Origin of the sequence: Pontixanthobacter gangjinensis (assembly GCF_009827545.1) — a bacterium.
GTDB lineage: Bacteria > Pseudomonadota > Alphaproteobacteria > Sphingomonadales > Sphingomonadaceae > Pontixanthobacter > Pontixanthobacter gangjinensis.
Genome location: NZ_WTYS01000001.1, coordinates 333355 through 354422 on the forward strand (window position 1 = coordinate 333355; position 21068 = coordinate 354422).

Genomic DNA, 21068 nt, shown 5'->3' on the forward strand with positions numbered 1-21068 from the left:
TACCGCGATATTACGCAGTATGTCTATACCAGAACGAACGTGGATGAATGTGAAGTTGGAGCGGGTAAGGGGAATCGAACCCCTCTAGCTAGCTTGGAAGGCTAGAGCATTACCACTATGCTATACCCGCCCGTTCCGAGGAGCGCGCTTGCCACCAACTGGGTGGTTTCGTCAACGGAATTTCTTGAAGGCTAAGATCCAATCTTCACTGATACGCAGCGCTACCATGCCTTCTAGTAGCAAATCTGGTCTTGCCTTGGCGCGCTTATGCGCTAGCGAGCGCACCATATCCCTTCCCATATCCAGGAAATGACGCCCATGCGCCGCCTGACCCATCTTGAACGGCTCGAAGCCGAAAGCATCCACATCATGCGCGAAGTTGCCGCAGAGGCGACCAAGCCAGTGATGATGTATTCTGTCGGCAAGGACAGCGCCGTGATGCTGCACCTTGCAAAAAAGGCATTCCATCCCTCGCCCCCGCCATTCCCTTTGCTGCATGTCGACACAACATGGAAGTTCAAGGATATGTATGCGCTGCGCGAGAAAGCCGCGCAGGATGCCGGGATGGAACTGCTCGTCTGGACAAATCCCGAGGCACAGGAACGGGGCATCAACCCGTTCGATCACGGCGCGCTCCACACGGATATGTGGAAAACGCAAGGCTTGAAGCAAGCGCTTGATCATTACAGTTTCGATGCAGCCTTTGGCGGCGCCCGCCGTGACGAGGAGAAAAGCCGCGCGAAGGAACGCATCTTCAGCTTTCGCACAACCAACCATGGCTGGGATCCGAAAAAACAGCGGCCGGAATTATGGAACCTGTACAATTCACGCAAAGCCAAAGGCGAAAGCATCCGAGTTTTCCCGCTAAGCAATTGGACCGAGCTGGATATTTGGCAGTATATTATGGCCGAGAAAATCGAGATCGTGCCGCTTTATTTTGCGGCACCGCGTCCGACATTCGAATATGAAGGCGGCCTGTTCATGGCGGATGACATCGAGCGGCTGGAGGAAGTGATGGGTTATCGCCCTGAAATCACCGAACGATCGGTTCGCTTCCGCACACTCGGCTGCTTCCCCCTGACAGGCGCGGTTGAAAGCGAAGCCGCAACACTGGGCGAGGTTGTTCAGGAAATGCTGCTGACCACCACCAGCGAACGCCAAGGCCGGGTCATTGACCAGGATGAAGGCGGTGCGGGGATGGAGAAGAAGAAGCAGGAGGGCTATTTCTGATGACGCAGGACACCTCCTACGAAACCGACACTCTGATTGCTGAAGATATCGATGCATATCTAGACCAGCACCAGAACAAATCTCTGCTGCGCTTCATCACATGCGGTAGTGTGGACGATGGCAAAAGCACGCTGATTGGGCGGCTGCTTTATGACTCCAAAATGATCTTTGAAGACCAGCTTTCTGCGTTGGAAGCAGACAGCAAGAGGGTTGGCACACAGGGTCAGGAAATCGATTTCGCGCTGCTCGTCGATGGCCTCGCAGCGGAACGCGAGCAAGGCATCACGATCGATGTCGCGTATAGATTCTTCGCTACCGAAAAGCGCAAATTTATTGTCGCGGACACCCCAGGGCATGAGCAGTATACGCGTAATATGGTCACCGGCGCTTCAACCGCCGATTTGGCCGTTATTCTGGTCGATGCGCGCAAGGGCATATTGGTTCAGACACGCCGCCACTCCTATCTGGCTCACCTGCTGGGCATCAAGCATCTGGTGCTGGCGGTAAACAAGATGGATCTGGTTGATTATGGTCAGGGTGTTTTTAACCAAATCGTTTCCGATTATTCTGCGTTTGCCGAAGAGATCGGAATCGAAGCATTCACTGCCATTCCGATTTCCGGCTTCAAGGGCGACAACATCACTGCTGCGCCCTCAGACAATACGCTATGGTACGATGGCCCCGCGCTGATTGATCACCTGGAGAGCGTAGAATTGGCTAATGATGCGGCACAGGAACAATCCTTTCGGATGCCGGTACAATGGGTCAACCGCCCCAACCTTGACTTTCGCGGGTTTTCGGGGCTGATCGGCAGCGGCACTGTGAAGCCGGGCGATGCGGTGCGGATTGTGCCCTCGGGCAAGAACAGCACGGTCAAAAGCATCGTCACCTTTGATGGCGATCTGTATGAAGCCGTAGCGGGTCAATCGGTTACGATCACTCTGGATGACGAGGTTGATTGCAGCCGCGGTGATGTGATTGCGGCAGCGGGTAATCCGCCCGAAGCGTCTGACCAGTTTGAAGCAACCATTGTGTGGATGGATGAAGAGGCGCTCAAGCCCGGGCGCGGATATTGGCTTAAACTAGCGAGCCAAACCGTCACCGCGACGATTCAGGAGCCGAAATACGAAATCAACGTCAACACGATGGAGCATTTGGCGGCCAAAACGTTGCAGCTCAATTCGATTGGCGTTGCGGAAGTTCATACAGAGCGCCCGATCACATTCGAACCCTATAATGACAACCGGTCATTGGGCGGGTTCATTCTGGTCGACAAGATTACCAACGCCACTGTCGGTGCGGGCATGCTCCATTTCAGCCTGCGCAGAGCGTCCAATGTCCATTGGCAGGCGACAACGATTACTCGTGATGATCACGCCGATATGAAAAACCAGAAACCGCGTGTATTGTGGTTCACTGGCCTATCCGGCTCGGGCAAGTCGACAATTGCCAATGCGGTGGAACAACGGCTCAATATGATGAACCGCCACACATTCCTGCTTGACGGGGACAATGTCCGGCATGGTCTGAACAAGGACCTCGGCTTTACTGAGGCCGACCGGATCGAGAATATCCGCCGTGTGGGCGAGGTCGCCAAGTTGATGACCGATGCCGGCTTAATCGTAATGACCGCATTCATCAGCCCATTCCGTGCAGAACGCGATATGGTGCGGGCGATGCTGCCCGATGCGGAGTTCGTCGAGATCTTCGTCGACACCCCCCTGGAAGTTGCCGAGCAGCGTGATGTTAAGGGGCTGTATCAGAAAGCCCGCAGCGGCGAATTGAAGAACTTCACTGGCATCGACAGCCCCTATGAGGCACCAGAAACGCCCGAGATTACAGTCAATACGGTGGCCATGACAGTGGACGAAGCCGCCGATTATGTCGTCAGCCAGATCATGCCGCTGAAATAGGGAACATCATGAGTATGACTGACACCCAGCTCGCCGCGCATCTCGCGAAGATCGCCGGAAAAATTCTGCTACAAGTTCGCGATAGCGGGATGCTGAGGGGCAAAGCGCTTGGCAATGCGGGCGATGAAACCGCCAATCAGTTTCTGGTCCACACCTTGCGCGCACAGCGACCCGATGACGGGTTGCTGTCGGAAGAGAGCAAAGACACCAAAGACCGGCTCGGCAAATCACGAGTTTGGATTATCGATCCGGTCGATGGCACCCGCGAATATGGCGAGGAACGGGCGGATTGGGCGGTGCATGTCGGTTTGGCGATTAATGGTGTAGCGACATCGGGCGCTGTTGCTCTGCCCGGGCTTGATGGCGGAATCGTGCTTGATACAGAAAATGTCGCGCCTCTGATCAAACACAAAGGAAAGCCCCGTCTGGTCATCAGTCGGACACGTCCGGCCAAAGAAGCCGTGGCAGTCGCGCAAGCACTTGGCGGAGAAACAATTCCGATGGGCTCAGCCGGGGCAAAGGCCATGGCGATCGTCCGGGGAGAGGCGGAGATTTACCTGCATTCGGGAGGGCAATATGAATGGGACAGCTGCGCGCCCGTCGCTGTTGCATTGGCCCATGGACTACATTGCTCGCGGATCGATGGGTCACGGCTGCGGTACAATCAGGACGATAGTTATTTGCCCGATTTGCTGATCTGCCAGCCAGAACTGGCCGAGCAAGTTTTATCGATAGTCGCTAGCGGCGCCTAATTGTCGGCCGCGACCTGTTCGATCAGAGTGGGTTTCTCTTTCGCTTCCGCACTCTCTGCAAGCTCGGCAGGTAGGGCGATATCGAGCATGACGCGCCTGTTAAACGCCTGATTTTCCAAATTGTCAGTACCATCAGGATTCGCGTTGGGCCGCGCCGGATTACGCTCGCCAAATGCAATGACCGAGATGCGCGTAGCTGGTGTGTTGTTTTCTACAAGCCACTCCCGGACCGCCTCCGCCCTTCGCTCCGACGCACGCAGATTGGCTTCGTCATAGCCGGCTGAGTCGGTATGACCTCCTAAAATTATCGCACCTCCCGCCTTCATCTGTGGAGACAGCAAAGCTTCTTTCAAGACTTCGACCGCCTGATCGCCAAGCTCTGAACCGCCGTCATCAAAAGGAATGCGCAGCTGCAATGGTTTGAGCGGAGCGACTTCGACCCTAATCGCTGCGTCGGGACTAAGGATTGATTTTTGCTCGGTAGGAGCCGTTTCAGTAGCGATCGGCTCGGGAGTTTCGCCCGGTCCATTTGATTTGTCCTTGCAAGCACCAAGGCTTAATGCGGTCGCAGCGACGAGCGCCCAAATTGCTGGCTGAAAATTCGGTTTGATCATATCTTGCTCATGCGGGTTGGTTGCTTGTGCCGCTGCGCCCAGCCTTCTTTGCTGCCGCTTCTTGCGGTGTTTTCGCTCGCGGAGGGGAATAGGAGATAATCGTATCGCCAGCCCTAGGTTCGGGCCGGACGACGTGGGTAAAGAACCGCATCGTCCCGCTTTCGCGCAGGATCAAAAGCATATGCGCTGCATCCGGCAGTTTTTCTTGCGCGGCTTCAAAATCAAACTCTTCGGACAGGGTGGTTTTGCGGAAAACCCAACCCTGCTGCTGGCGCTCGCTCAAATCTTCAACGCCAAAGCCGGATTCGAACAAGGCTCGGCCGCGGATCGACGGCGGAAGCGCATGCTTGTCGTCTTCGCGGGTCGACTCGCCTAGCTGATAAACCGAATCACGGCCGATCTCATGCGCAAACTCATTACAAACGAGCGCATTATAGGCCTCGTTTTCGGTTGCAGCGACAAGCACCTGAAACGGCGTCAGGTCAAGATTATGCTCCGTCGCCTCGTTCAAGATCTCGCCGTGATAGACGGGCAGTCCGTTCTTTCTAGCAAGTCCCAGCCGCTGCCAGCTGGGGTCGACCATCATCACTGGCGTATCGAGTTCCTTCATCTGAACAGCCAACGCATTTGTCCAAGGGGTGCTGCCAACAATAATCAGACCCGGCCTTGTGCTGCCCTTAACCTTGAGCAATTTTGCCACCCAATCGATGGTGAAACCGTGAGCGACGATCGTCACCACAACCACTGCAAAACTAAGACCGATCAGAATGTTACCATCGGCATATCCAAGATCGCTCAGCCGCAGGGCGAACAAGCCCGAGATCGCAACTAGTACGATACCGCGAGGCGCAATCCATGCGAGGAAAAGCCGCTCGTTCCACGGCACCGAACTGAACGCCAGGCTGAGGAGAATTGTCGCCGGGCGAACTACGAACAGCAGCGCGAGAAGGAACGCGATGAAGCCCCAGTTATTGCGTGGATCAAGATAGACCAAGTCATCGAGGGAGAGCGATGCTGAAAGCAATATAAAGATACCTGAAACGAGCAGAACAGCGATGTTTTGCTTGAACGGGTGGATGCTACGCAAACTGGACACATGCATATTGGCCAAAGCCACGCCCATCACGGTAACCGCGACCAGCCCGGCCTCATGCTCAATCTGGTTGGACAGGACGAAAACGGCAATAACTGTCGTAAGCAGCACCGGAACTTTCAGAAATTCAGGTACCGCACCGCGCGGGAAAGACCATGCAATCGCCTTCGCTGCGGCATATCCGATCAGCCCTGCCACCAGCGCAGCGATGATCATTGGCGGAACGACTTGGAACAGGGTCGCCGTGGGTTGCTCGTTGGTAATGCGGAAATATTCATACGCGACCACCGCGCATAATGCGCCCGTTGGATCGTTGACAATCGCTTCCCATTTTAAAATCGATGCGGGCCGCGTTTGGATGGTCGATTGGCGTAGCAAGGGCATGACTACGGTCGGGCCGGTAACCACTAAAATGCCGCCAAACAGGATCGCGACTTCCCACTCAAGACCCGCAATATATTTGCCGGCCACCGAACCGAATATCCATGCCAGCACCACACCGATGGTCGCAAGCCGCCAAACGGCTTGCCCGGAATGGCGTAATTCACGGAAATCTAGGCTTAGCCCGCCTTCGAACAGGATGAGCGCAACGCCAATCGCGACCATTGGCTCCAACAAGTCGCCGAATGCATGCTCCGGGTCGAATACGCCGAGGATCGGGCCAGCGAGAAATCCGGCTGCGAGCATCAGCACGATGGCAGGCCAGCCGGTGCGCCATGCGACCCACTGGGCACCAATGCCCAACACGCCAACCAAGGCGATTACAAGTGCTTGCTCTTCCATATCCGCTATAGTCTCTACACGCCTTGAGCGAAGCTACAACGTCCCAATCAGCAATTTTTTCCAAAATGTGTCGTGTTATGGAGGACTTACTCGCCCTCAAACTGCATTATCGAGAATACTGACACGCCGTTATCTTCTAGCAATCTGGCGCCGCCGAGGTCGGGAAGATCGATTACAAACAAGGATTGTTCGACATTTGCTCCTGCCATCCTCAACAGCTTTGCGGCCGCTTCTGCGGTTCCGCCGGTCGCTATTAGATCATCAACAATCACGACATTGTCGCCTTCTTCGATCGCATCGGGATCAATTTCCAATCGGTCGCTGCCATATTCAAGCGCGTAATCAACACCGATTGTTGCAATGGGCAGCTTGCCCGGCTTGCGTATCGGAATGAAGGGCAGCTCTAATTGGACCGCCACTGCCGCGCCAAAGATGAAGCCTCTTGCCTCCATTCCCGCAATTCCCGCTGCGCCAGCCGCTTGCGCTGCTTCGGCAAGCATTTGCACCGTCGCCGCAAGGCCGCGGCCGTTCCCGATCAGCGTCGTTATATCGCGGAACTGAATGCCTGCATTGGGGAAGTCAGGGACAGTTCTGATGAGTAATTTGAGTTCATCAGGAGTCAATTCTGGACGCATGGGTTAGCCTCAAAAGAAAACGCCCCCCGAACCGATCTGGTGCAGGGGGCGCTTGTTCATTTTAGTCTGGGATGCAGCGGTCTATTTCGCCTTCTTGGGCTTCACCGCGGACCAGATTTGCTTCTTGGCAAAGAAGGCCAAAATCGTCGCGAACAGCAGGAAGCCCAACACTGGCCAGCCCTTCTGCTTGCGCTCGACCATTGTCGGCTCTGCCGTCCAGGTCAAAAACGCAGCAACATCTTCCGACATCTGGCTGATCGTTGGTTCGGTTCCGTCTGTGTAGGAAACCTGCCCATCAACCGTAATCGGCGGTGCCATCGCAAGGTTCAAATTGGGGAAATATTTGTTGAAATGCAGCCCATCCGGAGTTTCGAAATCTGGGAATTCCGCCTTCAATTCAGCTGATGGCTGGCTGTAGCCAGTGAGCAGCGAATAGACATATTCGGGGCCATGATGGCGAGCCTTGGTGATCAGCGATAGATCAGGCGGGATCGCGTTATTGTTGGCTTTGGCGGCAGCAATTTGGTTCGGATATGGCGAAGGGATATAGTCCGTGGGGGAGCCCGGACGAACAATAGCTTCGCCAGTGTCAGCGTCGACACCGGGAACGGTGACCCATTCAGCCGCGAGCGCCTTTACCTCATCTTCATTGTAACCCAGATCGGCAAGATCGCGGAAGGCGACGAACTTCATGCCGTGGCATGACGAACAAACTTCCTTATAGACTTGGTATCCGCGTTGAAGCTGCTGCAAGTCCCATTTGCCAAACACGCCATCATGAGCGAAGCCGCCATCAGGGCCATGCGATTCTTCATAGAAGACATATTCAGCGGATTTCTCTGCCTTGGTCGTCGCCGCATTATACGTGTCGAAGCCGAAGGACAGGAGAACGACGAAGGCAAAGCCCAGGCCAACTAGTGCGCCGATGATACGGATCATATCGCTATACTTTCTTTCGTACTCAAACCGCAGGCGAGGTTTTGTCGCCGAGAACAGCCTCTTCATCCGAACCCAGCACCGCTTCTGTGATCGAATACGGCATTGGTTCCGGCTTCTCAATTGACGAGATAATCGGCAAAATCACCAAGAAGTGGAGGAAATAATAAGCCGTGAATATCTGGCTGAGCGCTGTCGTCCAGACAGTCATGTGTGCGCCGCCGCAATAGCCTAGCACAATGATTGTCGGGATCAGGCCGAACCAGAAGAACTTGCGGAACAGCGGACGGTAATGGCCCGAACGCACAGGCGACTTATCGAGCCAAGGCAGGAAGAACCACACAAGGATCGAAGCAAACATGGCAAGCACGCCCCACAGCTTGGCTGGCAAGATGAAGTCGAATGTGAAAGCCCGCAGGATCGCGTAGAATGGCCAGAAATACCATTCAGGAACGATGTTGGCCGGAGTCGAGAGCGGGTTCGCTTCGATGTAATTGTCCGGGTGACCCAGCGCATTTGGCAGGAAGAACACCATCGCCATGAAGAAGATCAACACTACGCCCAGTCCAAAGCCATCTTTCGCGGTGTAGTATGGGTGGAAGGGAAGCGTATCGCTTTCCTTCTTCACTTCAACGCCGGTCGGATTCGACGAGCCGGGAATATGCAGCGCCCAGATGTGGAGGATAACCACACCTGCAATCACGAATGGCAGCAGGAAGTGGAGGCTGAAGAATCGGTTTAGTGCCGCATTGTCGGGGGCAAACCCGCCGAGCAGCCAGATCTGAATCGGCTCACCCACCAGCGGGATAGCGCCAAATAAGCCAGTAATAACTTTCGCGCCCCAGAAGCTCATTTGGCCCCAAGGAAGCACATAGCCCATAAAAGCGGTGGCCATCATCAACAGGAAGATAACTACGCCCAGCAGCCAGATCATTTCGCGTGGCGCTTTATATGAACTGTAAAACAGGCCGCGGAAGATATGCATGTAGATCACAACGAAGAAGAAGCTCGCCCCGTTTGCGTGCGCATAGCGCATCAGCCAGCCATAATTCACGTCGCGCATAATGTGCTCGGTGGTTGCAAAAGCGACCTCCGCATTGGCAGCATAATGCATCGCCAAGACGACGCCTGTAATAATTTGGACTACCAGGAAGAAGCCGGCGAGCACGCCGAAGTTCCACATGTAGCTCAGATTGCGTGGAACCGGATAGCCGGCTCCGACGGCACTATAGACAAGACGCGGCAAAGGCAGCTTCTCATCCATAAATTTCATGAAGCCATTGGTTGGCTCATATTCGCGGGCCCAGGGGAAACTCATGGTGCTTGCTCTTCCTTCTTACCCGACCTGAATGACAGTGTCGGACGAAAATTCATAATCCGGCACGAGGAGATTGGTCGGTGCTGGACCTTTGCGGATCCGGCCAGCCGTATCGTAGTGCGAACCGTGGCATGGGCAGAAATAACCGCCATATTCGCCTTTGTTCTCGCCATCGGCAGCGCCTAGCGGGACGCAGCCCAGATGGGTGCAAACGCCCATCGTCACGAGTATATCACGGTGACCTTCCTTGGTGCGGTCATCAAGCGATTCGGCATCGCGCAGGCTACCGGTCGCGACGCTGTTGGCTTCGCCCATTTCAGCATCGGTTAAGCGCCGCACGAACAATGGCTGCTTACGGAAAATCGCCTTGATCGCCTGACCCGGCTCAATCGCGCTAATGTCCACTTCGGTGCTGCTTTCAGCCAAGACATCCTGCGAAGGAGCCATCTGACTGATCAGCGGAATCACTACAAAAACGCCGCCGACGCCAGCGGCGCCCACAGCTGCAATATTGATGAAGTCACGCCGACGTACTCCGTCTTCACCGTTTTCAACGGCCAAATCAGGAGTTGCGGTGCCAGTCGTATCAGCCATTAGCCTGCCTTGCCCTGCAACCGCCCCGCACGAAGGCAGGGCAAACATAAAAATCAACCGAAACGATAATCAAGACGAACCACATAATAGAACACCCGAAATTTGGGGCCCCGTGCTTCGGCTGGATGGAAGGTGCGACGAATGCACCGTTCACTGCCGGTTTGGGCGCGCTATTAGCCCCGATTGGCGGCGCTGCCAACCGCCTTTTTGGCACTATCCGTTCGGTTTGTTGCAATCGGTGAACTGATACGACCTGCTCTAATCACCCAAACTAGGTCGGAATTCCGATCAGGCTGAATTGGCGCCCATAGGTTGCGGCGACCTGATGCGTGGCGCGGCGATAGGAGAAAAACCTGTTTCCATCGGCGTAAGTATCGATGCCGAGGGGCTCAATCCTTCCGATCCCGGCCTTGGCCAGACGCGACGCGGCGTAGGCCTCGAGATCGAACTGATAATGTCCCATTTTGCCCATGCCAAAAAATTGCGCATCCTCGTCAGCAAAGTTCGCACGAAATCCATCATCCACTTCATAGCTGGCCTGGGCGATGCAGGGTCCGATGACACCGGCAATGGCAGCGCGCTTCGCTCCAAGCGCTTCCATCGCATCGACGGTCGCCTCAATGACCCCGCCATGTGCGCCACGCCATCCGGCATGGGCTGCACCGATGACACCGGCGCTCGCGTCGGCCAACAAGATGGGCGCACAATCGGCGGTCACGATGCCAAGCAGCAAACCGGGCCGGTTGGTGACCATGCCATCGGCCTTGGGCCGCTCATCAACTGGCCAAGGCTCCTTAACGGCTAAAGCCTCTGCCGAATGCACTTGATAGACCGTGGCAAGTTTAGCGCCCGGCATAACCGCCTCCACAGCCCGCCTCCGGTTCTCCGTGACAGAAGTGTCATCATCGTCAGCGCCAAGCCCGACATTTAGCCCCGCGACAGCGCCGGTGGAAATCCCGCCCCGCCTGCCAAGGAACCCATGCGCAAACCCTTTCAGGGATTCGGCGCGGATTGTGTCGACCTCAGCCACATCCTTATCCGAGCGAGCGAGTGACTTGTTCAAACGTATCGCGCGACAGGCTGTCGGACTTCGCAATCCGCTCTAGCTCGGCGCGCATCATCGCAGCCCTTGCTGGCTCGATCCGCCGCCACCTGCCCAAAGAAGGCACAAAACGCGCTGCAGTTTGAGGATTGATCGGATCAAGCGCGAGAATCAGATCGGCGATGATTTTGTACCCTTCACCATCAGCCGCATGGAATGCCTGCGGATTGGCGGCGAAGGCCATATACAGCGAGCGCACACGATTGGGATTGCGCATCGTAAAATCGGGATGCTCGGCCAGTGCCTTAACATGCTCGATTGCATGAGGATGGAGCGAGGAAGCCTGCAGCGCAAACCACTTATCGACCACCAGTTCATTGCCTTTGTAACGGCGGTGGAAATCAATCAACTTGTCAGTGCGCGCTGCTGTGCCAAGGCCGGTCAAGACCATCAAAGCGCCCTGCCGGTCGGTCATATTGTCCGCCGCATTATATTGCGCCGCCGCCATCTTCGACGCCAGTTCAGGATTGCCAGCAGCAAGATAGACCAGCACCTGCGTTTTAATTTTGCGAGCGCCGCGTGACGCCGAATCAAGCCCAAATGGCAGTTTCGAGACGCGCTGATGAATTAACACCAGCTCGCTTTCAAACCGCGCACCTAACCATGCTTTTAGCCCTTCGCGTTCGGTGTGGATCGCTGCGGGATCAGCAATTAATTGTTGCTCGGCAAGATAGGTTAGACCCGGCAGCATCACCAATTCACCGCGCATCGAATCATCAAGCGCATCATCGCTCAGGATCGAGCCGAACGCCTGAGCAATAGCCATTCGCGCAGCCTCTCTGGCGGAATCATCCAGCGCACCGCCCGATGCCGCTGTCAAATGGCGCACGATCAGATCCTGCATCGCTTCATACCGGGCAAAGGAATCATCATCCTTCGCCGCTAGGAAAACCAAATCCTCGTCCGGCACATCACGCTCGATGCTAATCGGCGCAGAGAAACCGCGATTGACCGACAGGACAGGCGGCTGGGCGAAACCACCAAATTCGAAAGTTTGCTCAGCGGCATTCAGCACAATCAGGTGCTCGCCTTCGTGCTTGCCTGTCTCGCGGTTAAACAGGGCAATTTTGAGCGGGATCGGCATTGGCAGCTTATCCGCCAGATCGGCAGTAGGCGGCACGGTCTGTTTGACGGTCAGCGTGGCGGTATCGCCGTCATGGGCCATCGCGATATCAACTTTGGGAGTGCCCGCTTGCGAATACCAGAGGCGGAATTGGGTCAGGTCCAGCCCTGCACCTTCTTCCATCGCCAAGATGAAATCTTCACACGTTGCCGCCTCGCCATCATGGCGGTCAAAATAAAGGTCGGTTCCTTTGCGGAAAGCCTCCGGTCCGCACATGGTTCGCATCATGCGGATGACTTCTGCGCCCTTATTATAGACGGTCGAAGTGTAGAAATTGGAGATTTCGCGGAAACTGTCGGGGCGAATCGGATGCGCCAATGGTCCCGAATCTTCAGGAAATTGAACGCTGCGCAAAATCCGCACATCTTCGATCCGCTTGACCGCTTCGCCCTGCATATCCTGACTGAACAGCTGGTCACGCAAAACGGTGAAACCTTCCTTCAGACTCAGCTGGAACCAGTCACGGCAGGTAATCCGATTGCCTGACCAATTATGAAAATATTCATGCGCAATTACGCCTTCGACCCCGTCAAAATCGCCATCGGTAGCGGTGTCGGGGTCTGCCAGCACATATTTAGTGTTGAAGACATTGAGTCCCTTATTCTCCATCGCGCCCATGTTGAAATCGCTGACGGCGACGATGTTGAAAACATCCAAATCATATTCGCGGCCGAAGGTCTCCTCGTCCCACTTCATCGACTTGATTAGCGAGGCCATTGCGTGACCCGTCCGGTCCAGGTCACCATCCCTGACATAGATAGCCAGTTCAACCTCGCGGCCAGACATGGTGGTGAAGCTGCCACGATTGACCACCAGATCACCCGCGACCAGCGCAAACAAGTAAGACGGCTTGGGCCACGGATCGTGCCACTCGGCCCAATGCGTCCCGTTCTCGCCAACACCCTCGGCAGATTTGTTACCGTTGCACAGCAGGACCGGAAATTGGTCCTGCGAGCCTGTCATCCGCACTGTGTAAGTCGACAGGACATCAGGACGGTCAGGGAAGAAGGTTATGCGGCGGAACCCCTCCGCCTCGCATTGAGTGCACAACATCCCGTTTGAGGCATACAGCCCCATCAGCTGGCTGTTGGCCGAGGGATCGATTTCGGTAACAATTTCAATTTCGTGGCTGGCACCGGGCAGCGGCAGCAGCAAATTGCCACCATCCATGGTCCACTCAGACGTCTGCTTGCCATCAATTCTTATGGTCAGCGCCGAAATCCCGTCACCATTGAGCGTAATGGTTGGCGATGCATCGCCCGCAGGATTGCGCTCCACCGACAGAGTGGATGTGACCCGCGTTGTCTCCACACCCAATTCAAAGTTCAGCCGCGTGACCGGCAGCAACCAGGGAAACGGCTTATAATCTTCGCGCCTGATAACTGGCGGTTGGTGCGGGGTCGGGGCTGCGTCAGCCATTTCGGGGTTTGTTATTATGTCCATAGGATGTGTCTGTAGGTGCTTTCTTTTCGGGGTCCAATCCCTACAACGCAGCGATGGCAAGAATGTTCATCTTTGGCTTGGGCTACACCGCTTCGCGTCTGGCTGAGGCTTTGCGCGAGCACGGCTGGCGCGTCGATGCGACCGGCAGCGCCGGAAATGTCGACTTCGGCGATGAGGAAGCAGTGCGCGGAGCTTTATCGCAGGCAACCCATGTCCTCTCTTCGGTGCCGCCAGCGGGTGGCAACGACCCGGTGCTGGACCGATACGCGGCTGACCTAAAGCATGACTGGTTAGGTTATTTGTCTTCTACCGGAGTGTACGGTGACGCTGAGGGCGCGTGGGTTGACGAAAGTGCCCCGACCGGCGGCGGCCGCCGGAAAGATCGCGCTATATGCGACCGGCGCTGGCTTGAAATTGGTGCCAGAGTGCTCCGCCTACCCGGCATTTACGGCCCGGGCCGCAGCGCATTTGACCGGGTTAAATCCGGCAAAGCCAACCGGATTGATATGCCCGGGCAAGTCTTCAGCCGCGTGCACGTCCAGGACATTGTAGCTGGAGTGATAGCGGCCCTTGATGGGCCAGCAGGTGCCTATAATCTGTCCGACGATCTGCCGTGCGCGCAGAACTGCGTAATCGAAGAAGCCTGCCGCTTGTTGCGGGTGGATCCGCCGCCGCTGCAATCGCTTGAAAAGGCCAATTTGTCCGACATGGCTCTCGGCTTCTATGCGGAAAACCGCCGCGTCGCTAATGGCAAAGCCAAGCGGTTGTTGAGGTGGGAACCGCAATATCCGACCTATCGCGAAGGACTTCGAGGGTTGCTTTAAGTCTTCCGCGCCCGAAGCGCCAACACCAGCCCGAACAGTGCCAGCACCGCGCCTCCGCCTGATAGCCACGACCATTGATAGCCTTCGATAAAGGTCGAGATCAGCATCGCGACGATAATCACCAAAATACTGTTATACGCCGCCCGACCTGCGCCGATTTGGCGGACAATCGTGTAATAAAGCGGGAACGTCACCACCGATCCGGCCAGCCCGAGCCACGCGATTCCTGCCCAATATTGCCAGCGGTCCGGAAAAACCGGCAGTCCTGCAGTGAACCAAGCCAATCCGAAATCGATGATGGTGCCATAGAGCATCGACCATGCGAGGAGGCTTGGCATTGAGAGTTTCGCGCCAGTCTCGCCTGCCTGGATAACATTAGCAATCGACGCGGCTAAAATCCCGCCTATCGCCAACAAAATGCCAAGCCCAACATTGCCGCCAACTGGCGAGAGCCGTGCCTCATGCAGCAGCAACATGCCGATTCCGGCAATTGCAACGCAGCTGCCAAGCACGAACCGCAACGTGACTTGCTGACCCAGAAAAATCCGCGCGAACAGCACATTGGGCACCATTAAAAGCCCAAACATCACTGCCACTACGCCCGAGGTCAGGTGCAATTCAGCCCGATAGACAAAATTGAAATTGAGACAAAATTGGGTGAGACCGATAAACATTGCGAGCAAATGCCCCGCTCGGCCAATCTTCAGGCTTTTGCGCATCACCAATGCGACGGTGAACATAGCCGGAGTCGCCAGAGCAAACCGCCAAGTAACTGACCAACTGGCCGGAACATCGCCGATCTGACCAGTGATAACGTACCATGTGCTACCCCAAATCAACGCCACCACGACAAAGGGAAGTGCGATCTGTGGCCGCAGTAAAGTGTGCGGATTGTTCTCGCTCATGAGCTCGGGTTCATAGCGAGGCTATAGCTTTCGAAAGAGCAACCGCATGTTCCTGCGGGGTGTTCCACGCTGTCACGAGCCGCGCCGCATCAGCGCCCCAATCGTAAAAGTCGAAATTCTTCGCGCGCAAAGCGGCTCGCTCTGCCGGTGTGCAGCGCAGGAATATCTCGTTCGCCTCGACCGGATGAATAAGCCGGTCTGCAGCAACCGACGCAACTTCCTGCGCGGCGTTGTTGGCAGACCGGGCGTTCTCAAGCCACAAATCACCATCCAGCATCGCCAGCAATTGCGCCGCGAGATAGCGGCCCTTGCTCTGCAAATGGCCAGCTCGTTTGCGCCGGTAATACGCTACATCAGCTAGCGCCGTATCGAAAAACACAATCGCCTCTGCGCTCATTCCGCCATTCTTGACGAAGCCGAAACTGAGCGCGTCAACCTCGCCCGCAGATCTTGACGCAGCCTCAGCAGCAGAACCGCCTAGAAATGCGCATGCGTTGGCGAACCGCGCGCCATCCATATGAAGGCCCAACCCGCGTTCCTTGGCCAATGTGGCAATTGCGGCAATTTCTTCTGGTCGATAGGAACGTCCATATTCGCTCGCTTGCGTGATCGAAATCGCATGCGGCTGGACCTGATGAACATCATCGCGAATAGGGTCAATTACTGCGCGGATTGCCCCGGGGGTCAGTTTGGCGCCCTCGCCCTCGGCCAACATCAGCTTCGCACCATGCAGGTAAAACCCCGGTGCGCCGCCCTCGTCCATTTCGATATGCGCTTCACGGTGGCACACTACGCCGCCATGCGGTTGGACCATGCTCGACAGCGCCAGACAATTGGCTGCCGTGCCCGTAGCGACCCACAGCACCCGGCATTCGCGCCCGAACAGATTACCAAACGCCGCGTCCAGTTGCTTTGACACAGCATCGCCATCGTAGGGCGCATCGGGTGCATCGGCACCGCGCATCGCATCCCAAAGCTTGGGGTGGACCGATGCGGTATTGTCGGACAAGAATTGCATAACACTCATTATGGAACGCCCTTACGCACACGGGCGTTAAGCGCAAGAAGGAGAATGATTTTGACTCTAGAGGGCCTGACAATCACCCGGAACGAAAATGGCAACAGAGGCGAATATCGAGCGCATCTGGAAGGCAGCGACGCGATAGGGCGCCTGACCTGGGTCTTGCGCGATGGTGCCCGGGTGGCCGAACACACAATAGTTCCCAAGGAAATCGGCGGGCGCGGCGTGGCCGCGGAACTGGTCAAACAATTGGTGTCCGACGCACGCGAGCAGAGCTTTAAAATCGTCCCGCAATGCTCTTACGTCGCCAAGAAATTCGAACACAACCCGGAATGGCACGATCTGAGAGCATAAAAGCAGGCCCTACCGTCGGCGCCCGGAACCAAACAAAGATCAGCTTGCCAGTTCAGAGAAATCGGTTCCAGCGAGGCTGGTCAATATTTGCGAGCGCAATTCATGCGCACGATCAACGGGCAGACCTTCAAAATTCAGCATCCCGCCAGCCAGCCCTAGACGCAGCGATGCATAACCGCGCTTTCGCGCAATTGGCCCTTGAGCAAGTTCGACCGACTGAAGCTTGATCCGTGACGCCACATCCAGTCTGGGCGAAAGCCAGCCTCTACGGACGAAAAAATGACTGCGGTCGATGGCGTTAAAGTCGAACCGCCACATAAACATCTGTTGCATAGCGAGTAAGCAACCCGCCCCAAGCAGCAATAATGCCCAAAGCGGAGAAACCGCACCCGACACATAAAATACCGAACCTACACCGATAGCAATTATTGCAAAAATGGTCAGCACGATGATGGCGCTATCGATCCGGTATTGGCGGCTTCCCCGCTGCCAATCCGTGCCCTGTGAAGGCTCGATCGCAAAGCCGGCAACCGATGCAATCGGATAGAGTTCTTGCAGCGTTCCGAACGGCGCGACGTCATGGCTGGCAGAGCCCCTGTCCTGCGCCAGACTTACGAATTTCAGGCCATAATATCCAAAGCGGCGACGAAAAATGCCGGTTGACATTTTCAAGGCCTGAACCCTGTGCGCTGGCATCACAACATCGGTTTTCGTCAGCAGGCCACGGCGGCGGCGGAAGCCTTTTTCGGTCCGCTCAAGAACAAAGCCCCAATCGCGCAAGAATGTACGCACCAACCCGGAAATCGACCCGACCACAGCAAAGGCGATCAACCCAGTGAAGACACCCGCAATTTGCGCGCCAAAGCCGAGTCCAGAAACCCAACTGCCCGATTCACCGAGCAATCCGGCCCATAAATCAGCATTCCACAATTCGATTGATGCAAATGTCTCGGCATATTGGAACAAACCGGCAATCACTGCGAATGCCGCCAACGAAAATTCGAAAAACCCGAATTTCAGCAAGCGTTTTTCATCCATCGCAAATAAAACTTCTGCGGCTGGTTCCTCGGCTGCCTGTTCGCCGTCAATTTGAACCGCACCATCTTTATGCGCCTTGATCGCTTCGCGCAGCCGTTCGCCTTCGGCTTCCGAAAGATAGGTGAGCGACAAATCATCACCGCCGCCTGCGCCTGTTTCAAATTTGACCTGAACCAATCCGAATATGCGAGGGATCAATTTTTGTTCAAGGCTGACATCCTGAATTCGTTCATAAGGAACAGAGCGTGCCGCCCGCGATAAAATGCCGCTCTCAACGCGGATGTCCTCCTGACCGACAATATAAGTTAGTCGCCGCCACGAAAGATAAGATGCTGCTGTCGAAATGACGGCGATGGCCAAACCGATGCCCAGAGCTGCAAAGATCGCCCAAGGCTTGTCATTCATTGTGAAAAACACCGCCACCATCGGAAAAATGGCATTTTGCAAACTGGCCACCGCATTTGCCGCAAAGCTGAGCGGGTTGGTCCGCAAAGGAACTCCTAGGCGAGCGTCTTCAAGCTCCTGATGCCCTTCTGTTTCTCCCATGTCGCTCACATCGTCTCACGCTTGATATGTGCGCGAATGGTCTCTCGCATTGCCAGAGCGTCTTCATTGTTGAGCCCGGGTAGATGCACCGAAGCATTGTGGGTGCCAGCGGTGTGGACCGTCAGGGTGGCAATCCCGTAAGCGCGCTGCAGCGGCCCCTGGTTGACGTCGATATGCTGGACTCTGCCGAATGGTACGACAGTGTCCGAATGAAACATGATCCCCCGAACAACCCGCAACCGGTCGTCGGACATTTGATAGCCGCGCGCATGATAACGCCGCAGTGGAATGCGGATTACCAAGAATGCCGCAATCAAAAACACAGGAACTACAAACACGCCAAATGGCAGAATGTCCGCGACCTCAAGCACGATTGAAGCAATCACAAACGGGATCGCGAAAAGTAACGCGACAATGCGCGTCACCTTGACGTGGTTGGAGTGCAATGGGGTGAGGGAGTTGTCGGTTTCGTCCATGGTGCTTTGCATGGATAATACGCATAGCTTTGGCAAGTAATTCTCATGCAAGCGCGTGGCTCAGGTTATCTCGGGCTGGCTGCAACACAGCTCGCGTGCTTGCAAATAACCCGAACGCGGGAATTGGCAGCTCAGTCTAATGCCTCTTTGGGATTCCGGTAGCGACGACATTCGAGCGATCTCTATCACCGATACCAGCGAGATCGAGACGCTCTGCAATATTCTGGGCGAGGAAGTTCGCAAAATTGGGGGAGAAATGCGCTGAGTCCACGACTGCCTTCCGGTCTCCATAGTCCTCAAACAATCCCGTCAAGTCAATGAAGCCGTCATCCTCGCGTAGCCGAGCGTATAGGCGCTCTTTGAAAGCGCGGCGCGGAGGATTCACCACCATCTCGCCCCGCCCATAAAGATGGACCGGATAATTATAATGCGCGTCAGGTTGAAGGAAGAAGATCGGCTTCACGCCATAGAGCGCAGAAACAGCTTCTACATTTGTCCTGAATTGGACAAATCTTTCATGCATATGCTCTAATCGTTCGTCTTTCGAAGGGGGCGGGCTTTTTTCGCTGTTCTGCGGCTTCAAACGATTTTGGACACCCTTGGCGGCGCGAGCCATGGGCAACCATTCCCACCGCGCGCCGCTTGGCTGCTGCGCCTCGTTCACCGCTTTCGCAAAGAAATTGGTCAAGCCGGTAGTGTCATCATCTTCACCCAGATTCAGCCCGTCGAGAAAGATGGCGATGTCGGGACGTTCTCCGCTTCGCAAAACTTCCATGAACAGGTGCAGTTCCTGCGTGGGATAGAAACCGACCCGGCCATAATTGGTGATTTCGACATGAACGTCCGACCCTGCCGCTTTAGCCCTTGCATTGAGAATTTCGCTTAGACGGGTTGGCCAATTATATTGATCCGGGAGGCCGCTTCCAAATGTTGTGCTGCCACCAAAAGTGAATATCCGAATGGTCTTTCCGGTCCTCTCTTCAGCTGGTGGATTGATCGTGCGGCGGACCGTCAATCCATTCGGCGCTCGCTCGACATTCAGATATTTGCCTTCGAATACGCGCGGTGCATATTGCGTGTAGGGCTGATATTTCAGACCATCTTGATAGTGATCGTAATACTCATCCAGCATTTCGCCAATTTCACGCTCGGCCATCACGCCTTCGTAGGCTTTGTAGTCGAAGATAGTCAGATTCGTCGGCATCCGCTTGCCGTTATCAACCGCGGTTCCATTTTCATGGAAATACCCATCCGGCGATAGTCGCGAACTGGTGTCAATCATGCTGGGCCGATGATCAGCTACCGCAAACACGGCCCATAGCGCGAGATTGAGCGCCACCAGAAAAACCAGCGTATTTAACACCACTATGGCAGTAGTTCGGTACCCACCGAAGAACTTCTGGGCGACAGACATTAGCGGCTAAGAGCCCGCACAGGCGCCTCTAATGCGCTCACGAGGAAATCGCTCCACCCGCAACCGAAGTGCCGCCTTGCGCTTCGACATAGGCTTTAAACTCGCTTATCCGGACGTCTTTTTTCGTACGAGCGACTTCGCAAGTCCGGCACAGGATATCCATGCTGTCATCGGAATATGCGCGCAGAACTTCTTTGAATTGCGGGCCCGTGAAAAGGTTCTCATACTCGGTTTCAAGCAAGTTTCCGATCACATGTTTCAGATCCCAATCCATGCAGCACAGAGCAATATCGCCGCTAGGCAACAGGACATTTTCATAGAGGCGCGGACACAGCGCCAACTCGCCAGTCAGCCGGACCGGCGGGGCAACGCCATCAATATCGATGTTTCCGGCGCGGGTTAGTATCCACCTGTTTTCCGGTTCAATGTCATTTTCAATCAGCAGCGCGTCTACAGTCTCATGAACCGCTTCGGGGCCTTCCTGCCCCTCATGCACATGGAATCCGATATTCGAAATGTCGCTTTTGATCAGTCGCGCAAGCGCCGCCATATAAGTGTCATCAACAATTATCCGCGTCAGCCCTTTGGTATCTGGGAGATGCACCGCAAACTTTACGAACTCGATATGTTTGAACCTATCGACCTGTTCAGCGGTCAAGCCCATCACCGTAGTGGAAAGTCTGACCTCATGTCCTTTTTCCACCGCATACAAAATCATATCGGTGCAAGCTTGATTGAGGAACGGTTCGTAGAACCCCGTGAAGTTGACGATGACATCCTCAGGGAGCTTATCGACGCAAGTTCTATAGGTATCGAAGCTTAGAGACGAGGGACCGCTGACTTTCTTATAGGCTTGGCCAATCGTCACCTGCGGACAATAGGAACACAGGACACCACAACCGATGCCAGTCGATATTAGTAGTTCCCGATCCATCGCTAAGCTTTTCATCCCGG

General features: G+C 55.4%; 19 protein-coding genes and 1 tRNA gene. 5 read left to right on the forward strand and 15 right to left on the reverse strand.

From position 1 onward, the window contains the following. Positions 1-56: 56 nt before the first annotated feature. Positions 57-130: transfer RNA gene (locus GRI36_RS01620), tRNA-Gly, on the reverse strand. Between the two features lie 188 nt (positions 131-318). Between GRI36_RS01620 and cysD the strand changes: the two genes are divergently transcribed. The 3 genes from cysD to GRI36_RS01635 are packed head-to-tail and all read left to right on the forward strand — an operon-like array spanning position 319 to position 3895. Further along, complete coding sequence (cysD, locus tag GRI36_RS01625) at positions 319-1230, forward strand: sulfate adenylyltransferase subunit CysD (RefSeq protein ID WP_202392091.1); 912 nt, start codon at positions 319-321, stop codon at positions 1228-1230. After that, positions 1230-3143: a sulfate adenylyltransferase subunit CysN gene (gene cysN / locus GRI36_RS01630; RefSeq protein ID WP_160596881.1), complete on the forward strand. Its 1914-nt coding sequence runs from the start codon at positions 1230-1232 to the stop codon at positions 3141-3143. The genes cysD and cysN overlap by 1 nt, the downstream gene beginning before the upstream one ends. Positions 3144-3157: 14 nt before the next feature. Continuing rightward, positions 3158-3895 (forward strand): 3'(2'),5'-bisphosphate nucleotidase CysQ, encoded by a 738-nt coding sequence (locus tag GRI36_RS01635; RefSeq protein ID WP_407985650.1) that lies wholly within the window; start codon positions 3158-3160, stop codon positions 3893-3895. Here GRI36_RS01635 and GRI36_RS01640 read toward each other — a convergent pair. The 8 genes from GRI36_RS01640 to pepN all read right to left on the reverse strand — a co-directional run bounded on the left by GRI36_RS01640 (position 3892) and on the right by pepN (position 13536). After that, on the reverse strand, positions 3892-4509 hold the full coding sequence (locus GRI36_RS01640; RefSeq protein ID WP_160596883.1) for an OmpA family protein: 618 nt from the start codon (positions 4507-4509) through the stop codon (positions 3892-3894). The genes GRI36_RS01635 and GRI36_RS01640 overlap by 4 nt on opposite strands. A gap of 7 nt (positions 4510-4516) precedes the next feature. After that, positions 4517-6385 carry a cation:proton antiporter gene (locus GRI36_RS01645; RefSeq protein ID WP_160596884.1) on the reverse strand — a complete coding sequence of 623 codons (1869 nt, stop codon included), beginning with the start codon at positions 6383-6385 and terminating at the stop codon, positions 4517-4519. Positions 6386-6471: 86 nt separating this feature from the next. Further along, positions 6472-7008, reverse strand: a complete 537-nt coding sequence (locus GRI36_RS01650) for an adenine phosphoribosyltransferase (protein WP_160598987.1) — start codon at positions 7006-7008, stop codon at positions 6472-6474. Between the two features lie 93 nt (positions 7009-7101). Continuing rightward, positions 7102-7959, reverse strand: a complete 858-nt coding sequence (locus GRI36_RS01655; protein ID WP_160596885.1) for a cytochrome c1 — start codon at positions 7957-7959, stop codon at positions 7102-7104. 22 nt (positions 7960-7981) lie between these two features. After that, a complete protein-coding gene (locus tag GRI36_RS01660) occupies positions 7982-9274 on the reverse strand; it encodes a cytochrome b (protein WP_160596886.1) in 1293 nt (430 codons plus the stop codon). A gap of 18 nt (positions 9275-9292) precedes the next feature. After that, entirely contained in the window at positions 9293-9868 is a 576-nt protein-coding gene (petA, locus tag GRI36_RS01665) for a ubiquinol-cytochrome c reductase iron-sulfur subunit (protein WP_160596887.1), read from the reverse strand. A 271-nt stretch (positions 9869-10139) separates the two neighbouring features. After that, positions 10140-10898, reverse strand: coding sequence for a peptidoglycan editing factor PgeF (pgeF, locus tag GRI36_RS01670; protein ID WP_160596888.1), 759 nt, complete (start codon positions 10896-10898; stop codon positions 10140-10142). A 4-nt stretch (positions 10899-10902) separates the two neighbouring features. Beyond that, the gene (gene pepN, locus GRI36_RS01675; protein ID WP_160596889.1) at positions 10903-13536 is read right to left on the reverse strand and encodes an aminopeptidase N; all 2634 of its coding nucleotides are present in this window, start codon (positions 13534-13536) and stop codon (positions 10903-10905) included. Between the two features lie 53 nt (positions 13537-13589). On the opposite strand from pepN, the gene GRI36_RS01680 reads away from it, so the two are divergent. After that, entirely contained in the window at positions 13590-14360 is a 771-nt protein-coding gene (locus GRI36_RS01680; RefSeq protein WP_160596890.1) for a Rossmann-fold NAD(P)-binding domain-containing protein, read from the forward strand. Here GRI36_RS01680 and GRI36_RS01685 read toward each other — a convergent pair. Next, positions 14357-15265, reverse strand: coding sequence for a DMT family transporter (locus GRI36_RS01685; protein WP_160596891.1), 909 nt, complete (start codon positions 15263-15265; stop codon positions 14357-14359). The genes GRI36_RS01680 and GRI36_RS01685 overlap by 4 nt on opposite strands. A 10-nt stretch (positions 15266-15275) precedes the next feature. After that, on the reverse strand, positions 15276-16283 hold the full coding sequence (locus GRI36_RS01690; protein ID WP_160598988.1) for a threonine aldolase family protein: 1008 nt from the start codon (positions 16281-16283) through the stop codon (positions 15276-15278). Between the two features lie 54 nt (positions 16284-16337). On the opposite strand from GRI36_RS01690, the gene GRI36_RS01695 reads away from it, so the two are divergent. Continuing rightward, positions 16338-16640, forward strand: coding sequence for a GNAT family N-acetyltransferase (locus tag GRI36_RS01695; RefSeq protein WP_160596892.1), 303 nt, complete (start codon positions 16338-16340; stop codon positions 16638-16640). 39 nt (positions 16641-16679) lie between these two features. On the opposite strand, the gene GRI36_RS01700 is transcribed toward GRI36_RS01695, so the two are convergent. From GRI36_RS01700 to GRI36_RS01715, 4 genes are all read right to left on the reverse strand, one after another. Next, complete coding sequence (locus GRI36_RS01700) at positions 16680-18224, reverse strand: PH domain-containing protein (protein ID WP_235902326.1); 1545 nt, start codon at positions 18222-18224, stop codon at positions 16680-16682. A gap of 5 nt (positions 18225-18229) precedes the next feature. Beyond that, positions 18230-18700, reverse strand: coding sequence for a PH domain-containing protein (locus GRI36_RS01705; RefSeq protein WP_160596894.1), 471 nt, complete (start codon positions 18698-18700; stop codon positions 18230-18232). Between the two features lie 136 nt (positions 18701-18836). Beyond that, positions 18837-20114, reverse strand: coding sequence for an SGNH/GDSL hydrolase family protein (locus GRI36_RS01710; protein ID WP_160596895.1), 1278 nt, complete (start codon positions 20112-20114; stop codon positions 18837-18839). Positions 20115-20151: 37 nt separating this feature from the next. Continuing rightward, complete coding sequence (locus GRI36_RS01715) at positions 20152-21063, reverse strand: radical SAM/SPASM domain-containing protein (protein ID WP_160596896.1); 912 nt, start codon at positions 21061-21063, stop codon at positions 20152-20154. Positions 21064-21068: the final 5 nt, after the last annotated feature.

Excerpts from the sequence above, each read along its gene's own strand:
- cysD (WP_202392091.1), top strand. The coding sequence starts at position 319 with ATGCGCCGCCTGACCCATCTTGAACGGCTCGAAGCCGAAAGCATCCAC.
- cysN (WP_160596881.1), top strand. The coding sequence starts at position 1,230 with ATGACGCAGGACACCTCCTACGAAACCGACACTCTGATTGCTGAAGAT.
- GRI36_RS01635 (WP_407985650.1), top strand. The coding sequence starts at position 3,158 with ATGACTGACACCCAGCTCGCCGCGCATCTCGCGAAGATCGCCGGAAAA.
- GRI36_RS01640 (WP_160596883.1), bottom strand. The coding sequence starts at position 4,509 with ATGATCAAACCGAATTTTCAGCCAGCAATTTGGGCGCTCGTCGCTGCG.
- GRI36_RS01645 (WP_160596884.1), bottom strand. The coding sequence starts at position 6,385 with ATGGAAGAGCAAGCACTTGTAATCGCCTTGGTTGGCGTGTTGGGCATT.
- GRI36_RS01655 (WP_160596885.1), bottom strand. The coding sequence starts at position 7,959 with ATGATCCGTATCATCGGCGCACTAGTTGGCCTGGGCTTTGCCTTCGTC.
- GRI36_RS01660 (WP_160596886.1), bottom strand. The coding sequence starts at position 9,274 with ATGAGTTTCCCCTGGGCCCGCGAATATGAGCCAACCAATGGCTTCATG.
- petA (WP_160596887.1), bottom strand. The coding sequence starts at position 9,868 with ATGGCTGATACGACTGGCACCGCAACTCCTGATTTGGCCGTTGAAAAC.
- pepN (WP_160596889.1), bottom strand. The coding sequence starts at position 13,536 with ATGGACATAATAACAAACCCCGAAATGGCTGACGCAGCCCCGACCCCG.
- GRI36_RS01680 (WP_160596890.1), top strand. The coding sequence starts at position 13,590 with ATGGCAAGAATGTTCATCTTTGGCTTGGGCTACACCGCTTCGCGTCTG.
- GRI36_RS01685 (WP_160596891.1), bottom strand. The coding sequence starts at position 15,265 with ATGAGCGAGAACAATCCGCACACTTTACTGCGGCCACAGATCGCACTT.
- GRI36_RS01690 (WP_160598988.1), bottom strand. The coding sequence starts at position 16,283 with ATGCAATTCTTGTCCGACAATACCGCATCGGTCCACCCCAAGCTTTGG.
- GRI36_RS01695 (WP_160596892.1), top strand. The coding sequence starts at position 16,338 with ATGATTTTGACTCTAGAGGGCCTGACAATCACCCGGAACGAAAATGGC.
- GRI36_RS01700 (WP_235902326.1), bottom strand. The coding sequence starts at position 18,224 with ATGGGAGAAACAGAAGGGCATCAGGAGCTTGAAGACGCTCGCCTAGGA.
- GRI36_RS01705 (WP_160596894.1), bottom strand. The coding sequence starts at position 18,700 with ATGGACGAAACCGACAACTCCCTCACCCCATTGCACTCCAACCACGTC.
- GRI36_RS01710 (WP_160596895.1), bottom strand. The coding sequence starts at position 20,114 with ATGTCTGTCGCCCAGAAGTTCTTCGGTGGGTACCGAACTACTGCCATA.
- GRI36_RS01715 (WP_160596896.1), bottom strand. The coding sequence starts at position 21,063 with ATGAAAAGCTTAGCGATGGATCGGGAACTACTAATATCGACTGGCATC.